The organism is Saccharibacillus alkalitolerans, from assembly GCF_011090185.1.
GTDB lineage: Bacteria > Bacillota > Bacilli > Paenibacillales > Paenibacillaceae > Saccharibacillus > Saccharibacillus alkalitolerans.
On the sequence record NZ_JAAFGS010000001.1, the window covers coordinates 1,004,968 to 1,022,578 of the forward strand.

The following is a 17,611-nucleotide window of genomic DNA, read 5'->3' on the forward strand; positions in this document are numbered from 1 at the left end:
AGCCGAAAAAAGGACGACGGCGCGGGGCCGTCGTCCTTTTTTCGGATATGGAAGGTCGGCAGAAGCAGACGGCTTTTTTGCTTGCGGATTCGCGGGAGCAGGCCCCTGTTCGTCGGCGTTGCCGAAGAAAAGCTTAAGGCCGCTCGGCCGCCGCGGAAGCGCCGGCCGAGCGGGCGAACTCTGCGCGTACCCGCTCCAGCAGACCCGGTACGGTCAGGACATCGTAGGCGGTGCCCGCCAGCATTTTGGCGCCGAAGATCATCGCGTCGTAAGCTTCGTCCTTCTGGGCGAGATCCCGGAAGCCGATGCTGTGCAGCTCGTGGCGCTCGTATACGACTTGAACGTACGGATGGATCGCCGGACAGCGGGTCGAGACGTTGCCGACATCGGCGGAACCTCCGTTTTCCGGCTCCAGGATGACGCCCGGTTCCACGCCGGCTTCGACCAGATTGCGGGTGAACGTCTCCGACAGCGCCTCGTTGGTGATCAGCTCGTCGTACGAATATTCGTAGTTCGAGATTTTCACTTCGCAGCCCGTCTGCATCGCCGCTCCTTCGGCAATCCGGCGGACTTTGCCGACGAGCTCGTCGGTATACGGACGGTCCGCCGAGCGGACGTAGAACTGAGCCGACGCATAATCGGGAATCACGTTCGCCGCCACGCCTCCGTGATTGATGATGCCGTGAATGCGCGCGTCGGAACGGGTCTGCTGCCGCAGCGCGTTGATGCCGTTGAACAGCTGCAGCACCGCGTCCAGCGCATTGATGCCGGCTTCGGGACTTGCCGCCGCATGCGACGACTTGCCGTAAAACTCGTACTGGATCGCGTCCATCGCCAGCGAGCTGCCCGATTTTTGGAACGCGTAATAGGGATGCGCCATCAGCGCGAAGTCGCAGTCGTCGAACAATCCGGCGTCGGCCATAGTGACCTTGGCGCCGCGAGTTTCTTCGGCAGGCGTGCCGTATACCCGCAGCGTTCCGCCGAGCTCCGCGATGACGTCTTTCAGACCGATCGCCGCTCCGAGGCTCATGGTGCAGATCAGATGATGACCGCAGGCGTGCCCGATCTCCGGCAAGGCGTCGTATTCGCACAGCAGCGCGACCGTCGGTCCCGGCTTGTCCGAGGCGAACGTGCCGATAAAAGCCGTCTCGATGCCCAGTACGGGCGCTTCCACGTCGAAACCGTGTCCGGTCAGTGCTTGTCTCAGCCTCGCGGACGCTTTGAATTCTTCGTTGCCCAATTCCGGGTTCCGGGCGATATAGGCGGCGATTTCTTTGAGCTCGTCGGCGCAGGCATCGACCGAAGCCGTTATCCGTTGTTTATTATTCATCGTTAAAACGCTCCTTGTTCAGATGGACTTAGAGACCAAGTCTAGCACGGGAACGAAGCGTTTTCAATGCGGACGCGGCTTTATAGCGATTCGGGCAAGTTTGCGAACGTAAAAAAAGTACGCGACTTTTATGCCGAAGTGTTGTATAAATATAAATATTATTTTATAATGACTTGTCTATTTTAATTAGAGTGGAGAGAGGGCATGTTGAGACTTAAGAGAATAATTCCTATGCTGCTGGCTCTGTTGATGCTGACGCTGGCCGTGTATCCCGGACACGGACAGGCGCAGGAGCAGGCCGCGGCGGGTAACAGCGAGAAGAAGACCATTGTTGTCGGGCTGAGCCCGGACTTCGCGCCTTACGAGTTCCTGATGACGGTCGACGGGAAGAGCAAAATCGTCGGTTCCGACGTCATGATCGCGGAAGAAATCGCCAAAGACATGGGCGCGGAGCTGGTCATTTCGGATATGTCGTTCGACAGCCTGATTCCGGCGCTGCAGAGCGGCCGGATCGATATGATCATTTCGGGCATGACCCCGACCGACGAAAGACGCCAGAATGTCGATTTTTCGGACCTGTACTATACGTCGCGTCAGGTCATTCTGACCCGCGCCGACGACGTCGACAAATACAAAACGATGGATGCCCTCGAAGGCGAAGAGATCGGCGTTCAGACGGGGTCCATCCAGGAAGAAATCGCGAACGGCATTCCGAACGCGAAAGTCACGGCGGTCAAAAGCATTTCCGACGTGATCAGCCTGCTGACGTCCGACCGCGTCAACGCCGCGGTGTTCGAAGGACCGGTGGCGGAAGCCCAGGTCAAGAACCGGCCGGGAATCGCGATCGCCGACGCCGTGCCGGAAGACAGCGACACGCCGATGGCGATCGCCGTTCAAAAAGGCAACACCGAATTGGTGAACCAAATTAACGGAACGCTCGAGCGTCTGCGCGCGACCAACGCGGTCGACGGATTTATCCAACAGGCCAACGAGCTGAATTCGGGCGAAAAAGCGCCGACCAATATCTTTTCGTTCTTCTGGAAATACCGCGGATTCTACGCGGACGGCGTGAAGTACACGCTTCTGCTGTCCGCGCTCGGCGTCCTGTTCGGCTTCTTGATCGGGCTGATCGTCGCGCTGCTGAGATTGTCCGGCGTCAAAATCCTGAAGTGGATCGCGGTCGCCTACACCGAAGTGCTGCGGGGAACGCCGATGCTGGTGCAGCTCCTGATCATCCACTTCGGCTTGGCCAGCGCATTCGATATCCGGTTCACGGTGCTGCAGTCCGGCATCATCACCTTGTCGATCAACAGCTCGGCGTATCTGGCGGAAATCTTCCGCGCGGGCATCCAGGGCGTCGACAAAGGCCAGATGGAAGCGGCCCGCTCGCTCGGCATGCCGCGCGGCATGGCGATGCGCACCATCGTGATTCCGCAGGCGATCAAAAGCGTCCTGCCGGCGATCGGCAACGAATTCGTCGTGATCATCAAGGAATCGTCGATCGTATCGTTCATCGGGGTCGCCGATCTGATGTTCCAGGCCAACGCGGTGCGCACGCTGACCTATTCCGGTCTGTATCCGCTCGTGATCGCGGCCGCGATCTATCTGGTGATGACGCTGATTCTGTCCAAGCTGCTGAATGTATTCGAACGGAGGTTGAGCGCCGGTGATAACCGTTAAAAATTTACAAAAGTCGTTCGGCAAAAATCAGGTCCTGCGCGGGATCGACGCCGAAATCAAACAGGGCGAAGTCGTGGTCGTCATCGGGCCGAGCGGCTCGGGCAAAAGCACGTTCCTGCGCTGCCTGAACCGGCTGGAAGACGTGACGGGCGGGGAAATTCTGTTCGAAGGCCAGCCGATCACGGACAAGAAGCACAATATCGACAAGACCCGAGAGAAAATGGGCATGGTGTTCCAGCAGTTCAATCTGTTCCCGCATAAGACGGTGCTGGACAACATCACGCTGGCGCCGACCAAGCTGCTCGGCCTGTCCAAGTCCGACGCGGACAAGCGCGCCGAGACGCTGCTGCAGTCCGTGGGACTCGCGGACAAGAAAAACGCCTACCCGGCGCAGCTGTCGGGCGGTCAGAAGCAGCGCATCGCCATCGTGCGGGCGCTGGCGATGCAGCCGCACGTCATGCTGTTCGACGAACCGACGTCGGCGCTTGATCCGGAGATGGTCGGCGAAGTGCTCGACGTCATGAAAAAGCTGGCCGAAGACGGCATGACGATGGTCATCGTCACGCACGAAATGGGCTTCGCCCGCGAAGTCGGCGACCGCATCGTCTTTATGGACGGCGGCGTGATCGTCGAGGAAGGCACGCCGGAAGAAGTGTTCGGCGCCCCGAAAAACGCGCGGACCCAGGACTTTTTGAGCAAGGTTTTATAAAAACGAAAAAAGCCCGGACCTTTTAGGTCCGGGCTTTCGCGTGATTCATATCATAGCGTTTGCTCGCTCCCCGGGGCATCATAGACAAGATATGCGCAAATCAGCAATCTGGGGAGGGTCACATGGCGACAATCATTTCCAACCGGCGCGTGGCGGAAGGTATTTACGTGATGCATGCGAAAGGGCGTTTCGAGGCGAAAGCGGGACAGTTTTTCATGGTGCGCGGCTGGGAGAATTACCCGCTGCTGTCCCGCCCGCTCAGCGTCTACGACCAGGACGAACAGGGCGTGAAGTTTCTGTATAAAGTGGCGGGAGAAGGGACGGAACGGCTGGCGCGCATGAAAGCGGGCGACGAAGTGACGCTGCTCGGTCCGCTCGGCAACGGCTTCCCTGCGGTTCATGGGCGTACGGCGCTTGTCGGGGGAGGGATCGGCATCGCGCCTCTTTACTATACGGCGAGGCAGCTGGAACAGGCGGATCTGTATCTGGGCTTCAGCGCGGAAGTCTATGAAGAACACGAATTCCGTTCGCTCCGCCATCCTGTCGAGATCGACTTGGGCGGAATCGTGCTCGATCGGGTCGACTTCGACGCGTACGATACGATTTTCGTCTGCGGGCCCGAACCGATGCTGCGCGCGGCCCAGATGAAAAGCGCCATGTCGTCCGGACGGGCCAACGTATACGTATCGCTGGAAAACCGCATGGCGTGCGGAATCGGAGCGTGCCTCGTGTGCAGCGTGGGGTGCGAGAACGGGCGGAAAAAGGCATGCAGCGACGGCCCCGTATTCCGCGCCGAGGAGGTGGTGCTGGCATGATCGAAACGACGTTGGACACGGTCTGCCGCATCGGAAAAGTCGCGTTCAAAAATCCGGTCGTGATGGCTTCGGGCACCTTCGGATTCGGCAAAGAATACGGCAAGCTCTACGATCTGTCGAAGCTCGGCGGCATCTCGGGCAAAGGCGTTACCCTGCATCCGCGTCCGGGCAATCCGGGTATCCGGGTTTATGAGACTCCGTCGGGCATGCTGAACAGCGTAGGACTGGAAAACCCGGGGATCCGCGCTTTTTTGGACGAAGAATGCGCCTTCTGGGAGCGGCTCGATACCGTCCGAATCGTCAATCTGGGCGGAGGCACGGTGCAGGATTACGTGGAAGGCGCGCGCCTGATCGACGAAGATTCGACTGTTCGCGAGCGCGAAGGACGGCAGGCGGTCGATATGATCGAGCTGAATATTTCCTGCCCGAACGTCAAAGCCGGGGGAATGGCTTACGGCATCAAGACGAGCGTCGCGCGCGAAGTCGTTCGCGAGGTGCGCGCCGCGACGTCTCTCCCGCTTATGGTCAAGCTGTCTCCGAACGCCGAAGATATTGCCGACATGGCCCAGATGTGCGAGGAGGAAGGAGCGGAAGCCGTCTCGCTGATCAACACGCTCTCGGGCATGAAGATCGACGTTCGCAGGCGCCGCAGCGTCTTCGACAATCTGTATGCCGGTCTATCCGGCCCCGCGGTCAAGCCCGTGGCGCTGCGCATGGTGCATCAGGTCTGCAAGCGGGTCGGCATCCCCGTCGTCGGCATGGGCGGAATTTCCTGCGCGGAAGATATCATCGAGTTCATTATGGCCGGCGCCGAAGCGGTGCAGGTCGGCACTTACAATTTCGTCAATTGGCAGGCGGGGGCGGAGCTTGCCGCGGGCGTGGAACGCTTCATGGCCGAAGAAGGCATTCGCAGCCTCGACGAGATTCGGGGAATTTTATAGAATACGCGCAAAGGAGGAGCGGCGTGAAATACGTATATAACCCGTCGGATATTCGGGTAGAGCGCCGCGACGTCGGCCGCGACACGCTTCTGATCGTCACGGGCGGCGCCGCGCATATCGGAGCGTCCTCGACGGCTTATGCGGAAGACGGCGGGCTGCGGGCCGGCACGTCCGCCGTTCCGGGACATAAGGAGCATCTGCTGAGCGAACCGGCCGCCCTGCATGCCGCCCGGGTGCTCAAGCGCACCGTTACCGTCGTGATGGGCATCCATTACGACGGTCTTTCGCGCGCGCAGATCGAAGAACTGTCGGAGATCGTCAACCGAAAGATCGAGGAAGCGATCCGCGAGACGTAAAAAAATATTTAAAAATTTGTATCTACTCATGAAACCGTTGGCGTTCTTCTTCGTAAAAGAAAGGGTAATGGTTCAAATCACTCTACAGACAGCACAATTCCAAGGAGGCCAATAGGATGTCCGTTTTTAAAAGACTGCGAGATCTTACCCTGTCCAACGTTTACGCACTGATCGAGAAAGCCGAAGATCCGGTGAAGCTGACGGATCAATACATTCGCGACATGCAGGAAGACCTGGCGGACGCCGAGAAGGCCGTAGCCGCGCAGATCGCGATCGAGAAGAAATTCAAGCAGCTGTACGAAGAGCAGCAGGAACTGGTAAACCGTCGCACCGAGCAGGCGCATATGGCGGCCAAAGCGCAGAACGTCGATCTGGCCCGCCGCGCGCTCGAAGAGAAAAACGCGGCCGAGCAGAAGATGAACGAGTACAAAAACAGCTTCGACCAGAACAAAGCGGCTGCCGACAACCTGCGCGGCAAGCTGGAAGAAATGCGCAAGCAGCTGAACGAGATGAAAAACAAGCGCGATACGCTGGTCGCCCGCTACAGCGCGGCCAAAGCGCAGACGGAAATCAACAAAACGATGTCCGGCTTCAACTCCGACAGCGCGACATCCGGCTTGAAGCGCATGGAAGAAAAAATGCTCAACATGGAAGCGCGCGCCGAAGCGAGCAACGAAATGTCTTCCAAAGGCAAATCGCTCGACGACGAGTTCGCCGAACTCGGCAAGAACAGCGCCGTCGAGAGCGAACTTGCCGCGCTGATGCAGCAGTACGACAAAAAAGAATAACAGGCTGCGAGCGCCGCAAGGCAAACGGAGCCCGGCGAAGGGGAACGCGTGTACGCGGCGGCTCCCTTCGCTTTTTCATGGTTTGGCGGCTGCCGACTTTGAAAGCGGCGGGATGCGATACATAATCGGCGCGTGAGGAGGACGGGAAGTGGAATTTTCGGATTTGGCAAGACTTGCGGTATGGACGCTTTCCGGAGCGGTGCTGCTGACTTTGTTGATGGTCATCGATTCTTTTTTTACGAAGTATAAAGATTTTCAGGAATTGAAGAGAGGGAACCTGGCCGTCACCATTCGCCTGGTGATGAAGATTTTTGCGCAGGGCTTTATCCTGACCTACGTATTGGAAGGCTCGTTGAGCATCGTGAATGCCTGGGTCGTCTCGTTCATTTCGTTTGTCATTCTGCTTGCGCTCGAAAGCGCGGTGGAATTCATGTTGAGAAAATGGGGCGGACTCAACCTCAACGAAGGCACGGAACGGGGCAATGTGGCGCACGGGCTGTTCGCCGGCACGCTGCATGTGGTGGGAGCGCTGATCATTACGGCGGCGCTGTCGATATAAGCGAACGCGCGCCCGGCAGAGGCGGCGCGAAAAAGGGAGAGTCGGCAGCGGGCCGATTCTCCCTTTTTTTGTGCGGCGCGGTATGGCGGATGATAGGGACGCGGCTCGCGCCCGGCTTACTCGTCGCTTCGCCGCTCGATCGCTTCGGACATCGTTTTATCCGTCAGATGGGCGTAAATCTCCGTCGTTTCGGTAGAAGCATGGCCGAGCTGCTCTTTCGTTTTGTAGATGTCGTTCTGCAAATAATAATCCGTCGCGAACGAATGGCGCAGCTTATGCACGGTCAGGGAAGGCTTGCCGAATCGCTTGGCATATTTGATGATCATCGCCTGGATGGCGCGTTTGGTCATCCGTTTGCCCTCTTTTTGCCCGTTCGGAACGGCGAGAAAAAGCGCCTTTTCCCGCTTGGGCGCGGCGTATTCCGTATCCCGGAGCGACAAGTACCGTTCGAGATCGAGACGGGCCTGATCGCGGAAATAGACGGGCGTCTTGAACGTTTCGTCGTTGTTGCCTTTGCGCATGACATGCAGCATTTTGTTGCCCAGATCGAGGTCCGACACGTTCAGGTTGACGACTTCCGACACGCGCAGCCCCGAGTTGAGAATCAGGCTGGCGACGGAAGCGTCCCGTTCTTTGTTTTTCGCATGGGCGTACAGCGCCTGCTTATTGTCCGCGACGTCGGCGGCGTAGCCTTCGCGGATATAATCGATAAAGTCGGTCAGCTCGTCTTCCTCCAAAATTTTGCCTTTCAGCTTGGCGGCGGTATCTTTCGGTTTGTTGGTCCGCTTGATCTCGATCTTCGCCATGACGTTGCGTTTGAGCAGCGGGTAAAAATGCTCGTCTTCCGCGATTTGGCTCAAGTAATGAAACAACGAACGCAGCGCCGACAGCTTGCGGGTTACGGTAATCCGCGAGTTGGTGCCTTCCGTGCGCGTCGTCAGATGCAGTCGGTAGCCGGTGACGTTCTCCATGCGCAGCGACTCCAGCTCTTCGAGCGTGACGTCTTTCAAGGCCGGAGCGGCGGACAGACCTTCGGCGCGCAGCCAGTTGAAGAACGATTCGTAATCCCGAACATATTCGAGCAGCGTGGAAGGAGACAGGTCGGGCAGCTTGTAATCGATAAATTGCTGGACGTACCAGGGCATCTCGGGCAATTTTTCGCCGAGGCGCGCGCGGTCGATCGTTTTTTGAATGCTCATGGCGGAACCTCTTTTCGTGAAAATGAACGGTGTTGCCGGCGAAAGCCGGCTGCTGTGTTCAGTGTACCATAGGACAGGGGCGGGGAGACAAACGGTCGTTCGCCGATTCGGCGTGACGCAGTTGCCGGGAATAGGGCGGGTCGGTTACGATGAACAGGAGAGTAAGGACCACGCCGGGAAAAGGAGCCGAAAAGAATGGAACCGAATGTGGAGTTGGAACTTGTGCCGGAGCAGCGCCGGGCGGTGATCGAAAATTTGCTTCAGTTTTATCTGTACGATTTCACGCTGTATCTCGACATTGCCGCGGACGAAAACGGGAAATTTCCGGACTACCCGGATCTGGACGAGTTTTGGAGCCGGCCGGACTGCAAGTTTCCCTTTTTGATCCGCGCGAACGGGGAACCGGCCGGACTGGCGCTGGTCGAACGCAACGACGAAAACGGCAGAAAACCTTCGTACTACATGGTCGAGTTTTTCGTGCTGCATAAATTTCGTCGGCGCGGCGTCGGTGCCCGCGCGGCGGTCATGCTGTTCGATCGCTTCAAGGGACGCTGGAAAGTGACGCAGCTTAAAAATAACGAGCCCGCGCAGCGTTTTTGGAGGCAGGTCATCGGAACCTACACGGTCGGCAGCTACAAAGAACGCAGTCACCCTTTTCAAGGACATCCCAGCCAATATTTCGAGAGCTGAAAGAAAGTTAACGGACTCCCGCATAAGGTTTTGCCGAAAAGAGTTAAAGAATGCGCTTTCTTAACGGCTGTCGTTGGGTAAATGGTCAGTGGGCACCAGGACCAGGACAACCGCGAAGAGGAGGATGCAGCATGGAAAAAAGAACGTACGGGAAGACGGGAATGGAAGTGAGCGTGCTCGGCTTCGGGGGCTCGGAGATCGGAAGCGGAGTCTCGCAGTCCGATGTGGACAAGCTGCTGGGAAGCGCGATCGACGAAGGATTGAATATCATCGATACGGCCGAATGCTACGGAGACAGCGAAGAGCTGATCGGCCGGGCGATTTCGCACCGACGCGACGACTTTTACCTGTTTACAAAATGCGGACACGCCGCCGGCGTCGACGGCCCGGATTGGGATCCTCGCACGCTGGCCGAAACGATCGACCGCAGTCTGAAGCGGCTTAAGGTCGATCACGTGGACATGATCCACCTGCACAGCTGTTCGGAGGAGGTGCTCCGCCAGGGCGCCGTAATCGAAGTGCTGCAGCGGGCGAAGCAGGAAGGCAAAACCCGCTTTATCGGCTACAGCGGCGATACGACGGACGCGCTGTACGCCGTCCGCACGGACGTCTTCGACAGCCTGGAGACCTCGCTCAATGTGGCCGATCAGGAAGCGATCGAATTGACGCTGCCGGAGGCGATCAAACGGGATATGGGCGTCACGGTCAAGCGTCCGATCGCCAACGCCGCCTGGTTGTTCGATACGGTCGAGCCGAACGATTATGCCTACGTCTATTGGAACCGGCTGCGCGACTTGAATTACGGCTTCCAATCGGAAGACGATTCGATCGGTACGGCGCTGCGGTTTACGCTGTCGACGCCGGGCGTGCATACGGCCATCGTCGGCACGCAAAAACCGGATCGCTGGCACCAGAATGCGGAACTGCTGAAAGCGGGGCCGCTCGAGGCGGAACGGTACGAAGAAATTCGCCGCCGCTGGAAGGAGATTGCGCCGGCCGACTGGACGGGAAGAACCTGACAGCCGCATCTCGCATAACAGCGGCATTCGCACAAGAAGCCCCCTGGCTCCGCAAACGCGGGAGCAGGGGGCTTTCGGCATGCGGCGAAGCGCCATAGACCGGCGAAGCGTTCGCCGGAGTTACAGATACAGCTGCGAGCGCATTTTGAACCAGTCGAACATATGCGTCGCCAATACTTTAAGTACGGCGTAACCCGGCACGGCGAGCAGGATGCCCACGACGCCGAACAGGTTGCCGGCCGTCAGAATGACGAAGATGATCGTAATCGGATGGATCTTGAGCGACTTGCCCATAATCTGCGGCGAGATGAACTTGCCTTCCACCAGCTGCACGACCGTCCAGACGACGACCATTTTCAGCAGCATGATCGGCGAAGTGACGGCGGCGACGATGATCGCGGGCGTGATGGCGATCGCCGGGCCGAGATAAGGCACGATAGCCGTGCATGCGGCGACGATCGCCAGCACGAGCGAGTACTCGAGGCCGATGATCCGGTAGCCGATGTAGAGCAGCACGCCGATGCACATGCTGACGATGATCTGTCCGCGGATGTACGAGCTGATCTGATGATTCGTCTCCTGCAGGACGGTCAGCGTGCCCGGACGCAGCTTGGTCGGGATAAAGCTCAGAATGTAGTCCGGCAGCTTGTGTCCGTCTTTGAGCAGGTAGAACAGGATGAACGGAAGCGTCACGACGGCGAGCACCAGATCTTTGAGCACGCCGATGAATCCGCCGATGCCCGACCAGGTATGGTTCAGGATGGTCGTGGCGCGTTCCGAGACCGTGCTGACGATCTCCTGCGTGTTCAGATTGGTCGCGGTCTGGAACTGGGCGACGAGATCGCTGCCGATCCATCGTTCGAATTCCGTCTGAATCGTCTGGCTGTAAGCCGGAAAGTTCTCGAAGAAGCCGAGCAGCTGCTCGCGAATGACCGGTACAATCAACGTAATGACCGTGACCAGGATGCCGATGATCAAAACGTAGAGAAACAAAATGGTATGTACGCGCTTCACCTTTTTCTTCTCCATGAAATCGACGATCGGATTAAGCAGATAGTAGACGACCCCGGTCAAAATAATCGGCAGGACGATCGTTTTGATCAGCACCCAGAGGGGATTGAAGATGAACGATATTTTGGAAAAGACAAGAACGTTGACGCCGACCAGCAGCGCGATAAACAAAAACAGCACAAATTTGTTGTTCAGGAACAATCTTCGGAATCGTCCTGACCAAGCCCTCGGTTGATTCATCATTCTGCACTTCTCCATTCTTGGCTTAATCTTTTCTGGTGTCTTTCTGTGTTCAAGCATACAAAACGGGCAAATCGGAAGCAAGTCCATGCACAGACGGCTAAGAAACGTTTTGCCCCTGCGCGTTGGCGGGAGGGACCCGAAAGGTCGTAAGCCTCGGGCAAAATCATCCGGTGCTTCTTCGTTTCGGCCGGAACATCAAGGCGCTCTCGCGCGATCCGCCATCCCAACCAATTCCCTCTTGTTTTACGTACATGCCGGTCCATCGGTTTCTTCCCTTTTTCGAATAATTTCCGCACGCGCGTCGAACCGGCGTCAGAGGCGGCGGAATCGGCGATTGCCGACCATTTAGCGATAAACTTAAATCATCATATGAAAAATTCATAACAGAAAAACATAAACCGAAAATCGAAAAAGGCGGCCGAAACCGGCCGACGGGCATTGACGGAAAAGCAGCAAGGAACGATAATCGAAGATTAGCGTCGATTTCGACAATCCGTATCGAAGAAAGGAAGCTGCTTCTGCCATGTCTAATCCCGTTTCCGCAAAAATGTCTCTCGGACCCGCTCAGCGCCTGAAGTTCGTTCTGATTTTGGGCGCTTTGTCGGCGTTCGGACCGCTGTCGATCGATATGTACCTGCCCGCGCTGCCCACGCTTGCGCAGAATCTCGGTACGACCCAATCGCTCGCCCAGCTCAGCCTTACGGCCTGCCTGTTCGGGTTGGCGCTCGGTCAATTGGTCGCCGGCCCGCTCAGCGACGTTCGCGGCCGCCGCGGTCCGCTGATCGCCGCGTTGGTCTTGTATACGCTGGCTTCGCTCGCCTGCGTTTTCGCTCCGTCGGCCTGGTTTTTGATCTTGTTCCGATTTATTCAAGGAGCGGCCGGTGCCGCCGGAATCGTGATTTCGCGCGCCGTGGTTCGCGATTTGTTTTCCGGCACGGAGCTGACCCGGTTTTTCACCCTGCTGATGCTGGTTAACGGCCTTGCGCCGATTCTGGCTCCCGTATTGGGCGGTTTTATCCTGAAGTACGTATCCTGGCGCGGCATCTTCTCCGTATTATGCGCGATCGGCGGACTGATGCTGATCGCCGTCGCGCTCGCCCTGCCGGAAACGCTGGAGAAAAAGCGGCGTTCGTCGGGCGGACTCGGACAGACGATCGGCACGTTCGGACAGCTGCTTCGCAACCGTTCGTTCGTCGGTTATGCTTTTTCGCAGGCTTTCGTCACGGCGGGCATGTTCGCTTACATTTCCGGCTCGCCGTTCGTTATCCAGGATCTGTTCGGAGTGTCTCCGCAAGGATTCAGCTTGTTCTTTGCCGTAAACGGGCTGGGCATCGTGCTGTTCTCGCAGATCACGGGACGTCTGGTACAGCGGACCGGAGAGACCAGGCTGCTGGTGACGGGGCTGCTGATCGCTTTCTGCGCGGGCCTTTCGCTGACCGCCGCGGCTTGGTTCGGAGGCGGACTCGTCGTCTTGGCTCCGCTGATGTTCCTGATCGTGTCGAGCGTCGGCATGGTTGCTTCGACAACTACCGCATTGGCGATGCAGAGTCAGGAACCGAGAACCGCGGGCAGCGCTTCGGCGCTGATCGGCCTGATGCCGCTGCTGCTCGGAGCGGCCGCGGGTTCGCTGGTGGGGCTCGGCGGCGGCGGGACCGCGTTCCCGATGGGACTCGTCATCGGCTGCGCCGAAACGCTGGCTTTGGCATCTTATCTGCTGCTTGTGCTGCCTGCGCGCAAACAACCTTTGAATAAAGGCTGAACTTATTGTATGATGGTGTTCGCGAACAGGTGACGGGTTTTTTAAGCCGCCTTTTTTGCGCGATAATCTTTCAGTAGCGAACTTCATTTTTCAAGCAAGGGGACGACTGCCGATGAATCCGAAAACTCTTCAATATAAAATGCCCGCCGAATGGGCGCCGCACGAACGCACGATGCTCTCCTGGCCGGTACAGTCCTCGATGGTCTATCCGGACAATTACGAAGAAGTCTGCGGCGGCTATGCCGAACTGGTCAAAGCCATCGCGGAATTCGAACCGGTCACGCTGGTCGTGAATCCGGAAGACGCCGACCGCCTGCGGCCGATTTTTGCCGGCCATCCGGTCGAACTGCTGGAGATTCCGCACAACGATGCCTGGCTGCGCGACAACGGCCCGACGATCGTCGTGAACGAAGAAGGCGAGCGCGCCGGAATCAATTGGGGCTTCAATGCGTGGGGCGGCAAATACTCCCCGTGGGATCTGGACGACGCGGTCGCTCCGGCGGTGCTGAAGCATCTGGGTCTGCGTCAATTCGACGCGCCGCTCGTGCTCGAAGGCGGCTCGATCCATGTCGACGGCGAAGGCACGCTGCTGACGACCGAAGAATGCCTGCTGAACGAGAATCGGAATCCTTCGCTCAGCCGCGAGGAGATCGAGGAGCACGTCAAGAATTTCACTAACGTCGACAAGATCATCTGGCTGAATCGAGGCTTGGCCGGCGACGAAACGGACGGCCACGTCGATAACGCCGCCTGCTTCGCCGCGCCGGGCAAAGTCATTATCCAGGTATGCGAAGATCCGTCGGACGACAATTACGCCATTACGCAGGAGAATCTGCGCATTCTGGAAGAAGCGACCGACGCCAAGGGACGCAAGCTCGAGATCGTCAAGATCCAGCAGCCGCCGCATGCGGAATACGAAGGCAGCCGTCTGACGCTCAGCTACCTGAACTTCTACTTCGTCAACGGAGGCATCATCCTGCCGGTATTCGGCGGAGCGGCGGCGGAGACCGACCGTCTGGCGGTAGAAGTGCTGCAGCGCACGTTCCCGGATTATCGCATCCGCACGATCGACGGCATGGCCGTGATCCGCGAAGGCGGCAACGTCCACTGCACGACGCAGCAGATTCCTGCCGGACGCTGAACGACGTTCGTCGGGCGGAGGAACATTTCCGCCGAACGGGTAAAACAACAAGGAAAGAACCGATAAACAAATACCGTGCAGACAAATTCGAGAGGAGCTGGAAAGATCCCATGAGAAAAGTAAAAGTAGCCGCGACGCAGATGAGCTGCACCTGGGACATCGACGATAACATCCGCAAAGCCGAAGCGCTCGTGCGCAAAGCGGCGGCGGAAGGCGCGCAGGTGATCCTGCTGCAGGAGCTGTTCGAGACCCCTTACTTCTGCCAGAAAGAAAAAGCGGAGTATTACCAGTACGCGACGGAGCTGGAGAGCAACAAAGCGATCCATCACTTCAAGCAGGTCGCGAAGGAACTGGAAGTGGTCCTGCCGATCAGCTTCTACGAAAAGAAAAACTATGCCCGCTACAACGCGCTCGCGATGATCGACGCGGACGGCGAAGTGCTCGGCACGTACCGCAAAAGCCATATCCCGGACGGTCCGGGCTACGAAGAGAAGTTCTACTTCAACCCGGGCGATACCGGCTTCAAAGTGTGGAACACCCGCTACGGCAAAATCGGCGTCGGCATCTGCTGGGACCAGTGGTACCCGGAAGCCGCGCGCGCGATGGCGCTGATGGGCGCGGAAATTTTGCTGTATCCGACCGCGATCGGCTCGGAGCCGCAGGACAGCTCCATCGATTCCAAAGACCACTGGCAGGCCTGCATGCTGGGGCATGCCGGTTCGAACCTGATTCCGGTCATCGCGTCCAACCGCATCGGCGCGGAAAGCGACGAAGATTCGTCGATCAACTTCTACGGCTCTTCGTTCATCGCGGGTCCCCGCGGCAGCAAGATCGTCGAAGCGAGCCGCGATCGCGAAGAAGTGCTGACGGCCGAATTCGACCTCGACCAGCTCGAGATCGACCGGATCGAATGGGGCGTGTTCCGCGACCGCAGACCGGAGCTTTACGGCGTCCTCGCGACCTACGACGGCGAGCGGAAGATTCGCCAATAATTCGCAGAGCTAGAGAAAGAGCCTGTCCTCCTTGGGGGACAGGCTCTTTTGTTCGTTCTCTCAAGCTCTGCATGAAGCGGGGCATTATGCTGCCCGACGCATCCCGCCCGGTTGCGCTTAAGAAGCTTCGCGGTTTTCTTCCTTCATTTCCGGCAAATACAGCGTGAACGTGCTGCCCCGGCCTTCGACGCTGTCGAGCGTCATGCAGCCGCCGAGAAGGCGGGTGAACTCCCGGCAAATCGACAGGCCGAGTCCGGTGCCGCCGTACATCCGCTCCGTGCTGCCGTCCGCCTGGTGAAAAGCTTCGAAGATGATCTCTCGTTTGTCTTCCGCGATTCCGATTCCCGTGTCGGATACCGTGACCGCGATAGCGGGAACGCCCGGAAAAGCACCGGCGGCTTCGCACGGCAGAGCGCCGGAATCGTGCGTCTTCAATCTAAGGGAGACTTTGCCCGACGAAGTGAACTTGAAAGCGTTGGAAAGCAAATTTTTGACGATTTGCTGCAGCCTTTTGCCGTCGGTATAAAAAAAGTCGGGCACGTCGTCGGCCACGACAACTTCGAACTCGAGATTTTTCTGGGAGGCGACCATTTCGAATCCGTAGTGAAGCATTTCGGGAAAGTCGCGCAGCGATACGGCTTCCCTATTGATATCGAGCATGCCGGCTTCGACTTTCGACAAATCGAGCACGTCGTTAACGATATCGAGCAGTTCCTGACCCGATCGGTGAATAATTTCCGCATAGCTTTTGTTTTCCGCCTCGTCATCTTCCGGATTCTCGGCGATGAGCTGCGACAAAATCAAAATACTGTTCAGCGGCGTTCTCAATTCATGCGACATGTTAGCTAAAAATTGGGATTTATATTGGGAAGAGCGCCGCAGTTCTTCTGCCGTCGATTCCAATTCGAGCTGGGCTGCCAGCAGTTCGCGCCGGCTTTCTTCGGCCTGGGCATACTGCTGTTGAAGACGGGCGTTGACCGAGCGAAGTTCTTCCTGCTGATTTTGCAGTTCCTCGGTCAGCGACCGGGATTCCTGAAGCAGACGCTCAACCTCGGCGCGGCCGGAAACGTTCTGCAGCGCGATGCCCAGCGTGAAACGAAGCTGTTCGATCAACTGACGGTGCAGCAGGGTGAAAGGCTGGAGCGAAGTGAGTTCGACCACTGCCTCGATTCGCTCTTCCGCTTCGATCGGCACCACCCAGATCTGTTTGGGACGGAAGCCGCCGGAGCCTGTCGGAACCCGTCCGGCATAGTCGTCCGGCACGTCGATCAGAATCTCCTGTCCGTCGAGTCCCGCTTGCCCGACCCATCCTTCACCGGACAAAAAAGATTCGGACGTATTTTTGGAGTCGCCGGCATAGGAAGCGATGCGCACGAAACGAACGCGTCCGTCTTTTGTTTCCCGGATGTAGAAAAAACCCGAAGCTGCGTTCACGGCGGGAGCCACGACGGACAGGAACATGCGAGCCAGCACATCCTGTCCCGAAACCTGGTGATACAGCATAACCAGCTCGTTCAGCCGGGTCTGCAGCCAGTTGTTGTCTTCGATTCGTTGATTGAATTCGCGTACCCGCCGATTGTGATCTTCCAGCGCGTCGAGCATATGATTGTAACCTTTCGCGATATTGCCGATCTCGTCGTCGGTTCCGACTTCGAGGCGTGACATCTGTTCGACGGCGCCGGGATCGAATCGGTCCATCATATCGGTAATGCGTCTGAGGCTGCGGCCCGTTCCCCGAATAACCCACAGGGCGGACGCCACTCCGATCAGAATAATCGCCAGCGCGGAGACGGCGCTCACGACCAGAATCGAGTTGAATCGTTTGTCGGCTTCCTGCTGAGCTTTCTGCATTTTTTCTTCCTGCATACGGGTGTATTCGCCGAGATTGCGGAGAAGGTTGGTTCGAATGCCCTGTGCTTCTTCCACGTATAAGATCGCCGCCCGATCCGAGTCGCCCCGGTCCAACGCGTTGTTGATGCGGCCCACAACGTTCATATAACGGTCCAATCCCTGTTGGATGGAAGAAAGCAGATTGCCGTTGGCGTCATGTCCGATGTGAAGCTGAAGATAAGTGAGGTGGGTGTAAGCGGACTGGCTGCGTCTTTCGATTTGAGACATATGCATGATGGACTGCTGCGAATCGGTCTCGTTGACCAAATAACCCACCTCGCTGTCGAGATAGGAGAAGTTGTTGCGAAACGCCGCAGAGCGGCTGACTTTGTCGTAACGTTCGTCCATGATTTCCGATAAATTTTGGCGAACTCCATCAAGCATGGCGGCCAAAATGACCAACAAAATCATCAGAGCGAACAAAATGGTGCCGAAGCCGAGCAGCTGTTTTTTTCGATAACTTATCATAAGCCTTCCTGCTTTCTGATC

At 57.7% G+C, this 17,611-nt stretch carries 16 protein-coding genes; 12 read left to right on the forward strand and 4 right to left on the reverse strand.

The features are described 5' to 3' along the window. Positions 1-133 precede the first annotated feature (133 nt). Positions 134-1,330 (reverse strand): M20 family metallopeptidase, encoded by a 1,197-nt coding sequence (locus GYN08_RS04300; RefSeq protein WP_166272791.1) that lies wholly within the window; start codon positions 1,328-1,330, stop codon positions 134-136. A 204-nt stretch (positions 1,331-1,534) separates the two neighbouring features. On the opposite strand from GYN08_RS04300, the gene GYN08_RS04305 reads away from it, so the two are divergent. The 7 genes from GYN08_RS04305 to GYN08_RS04335 all read left to right on the forward strand — a co-directional run bounded on the left by GYN08_RS04305 (position 1,535) and on the right by GYN08_RS04335 (position 7,178). Next, the gene (locus GYN08_RS04305) at positions 1,535-3,010 is read left to right on the forward strand and encodes an ABC transporter substrate-binding protein/permease (RefSeq protein WP_166272792.1); all 1,476 of its coding nucleotides are present in this window, start codon (positions 1,535-1,537) and stop codon (positions 3,008-3,010) included. Then, on the forward strand, positions 2,997-3,719 hold the full coding sequence (locus tag GYN08_RS04310; RefSeq protein ID WP_166272793.1) for an amino acid ABC transporter ATP-binding protein: 723 nt from the start codon (positions 2,997-2,999) through the stop codon (positions 3,717-3,719). Before GYN08_RS04305 ends, GYN08_RS04310 begins: the two co-directional genes overlap by 14 nt. A gap of 122 nt (positions 3,720-3,841) precedes the next feature. After that, positions 3,842-4,534, forward strand: a complete 693-nt coding sequence (locus tag GYN08_RS04315; RefSeq protein WP_166272794.1) for a dihydroorotate dehydrogenase electron transfer subunit — start codon at positions 3,842-3,844, stop codon at positions 4,532-4,534. Continuing rightward, positions 4,531-5,475, forward strand: a complete 945-nt coding sequence (locus GYN08_RS04320; RefSeq protein ID WP_166272795.1) for a dihydroorotate dehydrogenase — start codon at positions 4,531-4,533, stop codon at positions 5,473-5,475. The genes GYN08_RS04315 and GYN08_RS04320 overlap by 4 nt, the downstream gene beginning before the upstream one ends. Before the next feature lie 23 nt (positions 5,476-5,498). Beyond that, positions 5,499-5,831 (forward strand): prenylated flavin chaperone LpdD, encoded by a 333-nt coding sequence (gene lpdD / locus GYN08_RS04325; protein ID WP_166272796.1) that lies wholly within the window; start codon positions 5,499-5,501, stop codon positions 5,829-5,831. Positions 5,832-5,947: 116 nt separating this feature from the next. Further along, on the forward strand, positions 5,948-6,619 hold the full coding sequence (locus GYN08_RS04330; RefSeq protein ID WP_166272797.1) for a PspA/IM30 family protein: 672 nt from the start codon (positions 5,948-5,950) through the stop codon (positions 6,617-6,619). A 148-nt stretch (positions 6,620-6,767) separates the two neighbouring features. Further along, positions 6,768-7,178, forward strand: coding sequence for a DUF350 domain-containing protein (locus tag GYN08_RS04335; protein WP_166272798.1), 411 nt, complete (start codon positions 6,768-6,770; stop codon positions 7,176-7,178). A gap of 116 nt (positions 7,179-7,294) precedes the next feature. On the opposite strand, the gene xerS is transcribed toward GYN08_RS04335, so the two are convergent. Continuing rightward, entirely contained in the window at positions 7,295-8,377 is a 1,083-nt protein-coding gene (xerS, locus tag GYN08_RS04340) for a tyrosine recombinase XerS (RefSeq protein WP_166272799.1), read from the reverse strand. A gap of 195 nt (positions 8,378-8,572) precedes the next feature. On the opposite strand from xerS, the gene GYN08_RS04345 reads away from it, so the two are divergent. Both GYN08_RS04345 and GYN08_RS04350 read left to right on the forward strand, forming a co-directional pair. Beyond that, entirely contained in the window at positions 8,573-9,067 is a 495-nt protein-coding gene (locus GYN08_RS04345) for a GNAT family N-acetyltransferase (protein WP_166272800.1), read from the forward strand. Positions 9,068-9,198: 131 nt separating this feature from the next. Continuing rightward, on the forward strand, positions 9,199-10,086 hold the full coding sequence (locus tag GYN08_RS04350; RefSeq protein ID WP_166272801.1) for an aldo/keto reductase: 888 nt from the start codon (positions 9,199-9,201) through the stop codon (positions 10,084-10,086). Positions 10,087-10,206: 120 nt separating this feature from the next. On the opposite strand, the gene GYN08_RS04355 is transcribed toward GYN08_RS04350, so the two are convergent. Beyond that, positions 10,207-11,337: an AI-2E family transporter gene (locus tag GYN08_RS04355; RefSeq protein WP_166273114.1), complete on the reverse strand. Its 1,131-nt coding sequence runs from the start codon at positions 11,335-11,337 to the stop codon at positions 10,207-10,209. 526 nt (positions 11,338-11,863) lie between these two features. On the opposite strand from GYN08_RS04355, the gene GYN08_RS04360 reads away from it, so the two are divergent. The 3 genes from GYN08_RS04360 to aguB all read left to right on the forward strand — a co-directional run bounded on the left by GYN08_RS04360 (position 11,864) and on the right by aguB (position 15,232). Then, positions 11,864-13,099 carry a multidrug effflux MFS transporter gene (locus GYN08_RS04360; RefSeq protein ID WP_166272802.1) on the forward strand — a complete coding sequence of 412 codons (1,236 nt, stop codon included), beginning with the start codon at positions 11,864-11,866 and terminating at the stop codon, positions 13,097-13,099. A gap of 112 nt (positions 13,100-13,211) precedes the next feature. Then, positions 13,212-14,240: an agmatine deiminase family protein gene (locus GYN08_RS04365; RefSeq protein WP_166272803.1), complete on the forward strand. Its 1,029-nt coding sequence runs from the start codon at positions 13,212-13,214 to the stop codon at positions 14,238-14,240. A 110-nt stretch (positions 14,241-14,350) separates the two neighbouring features. Then, positions 14,351-15,232 carry an N-carbamoylputrescine amidase gene (gene aguB / locus GYN08_RS04370; RefSeq protein WP_166272804.1) on the forward strand — a complete coding sequence of 294 codons (882 nt, stop codon included), beginning with the start codon at positions 14,351-14,353 and terminating at the stop codon, positions 15,230-15,232. Positions 15,233-15,349: 117 nt separating this feature from the next. On the opposite strand, the gene GYN08_RS04375 is transcribed toward aguB, so the two are convergent. Then, positions 15,350-17,590 (reverse strand): ATP-binding protein, encoded by a 2,241-nt coding sequence (locus GYN08_RS04375; protein ID WP_166272805.1) that lies wholly within the window; start codon positions 17,588-17,590, stop codon positions 15,350-15,352. Between the last annotated feature and the right edge of the window lie 21 nt (positions 17,591-17,611).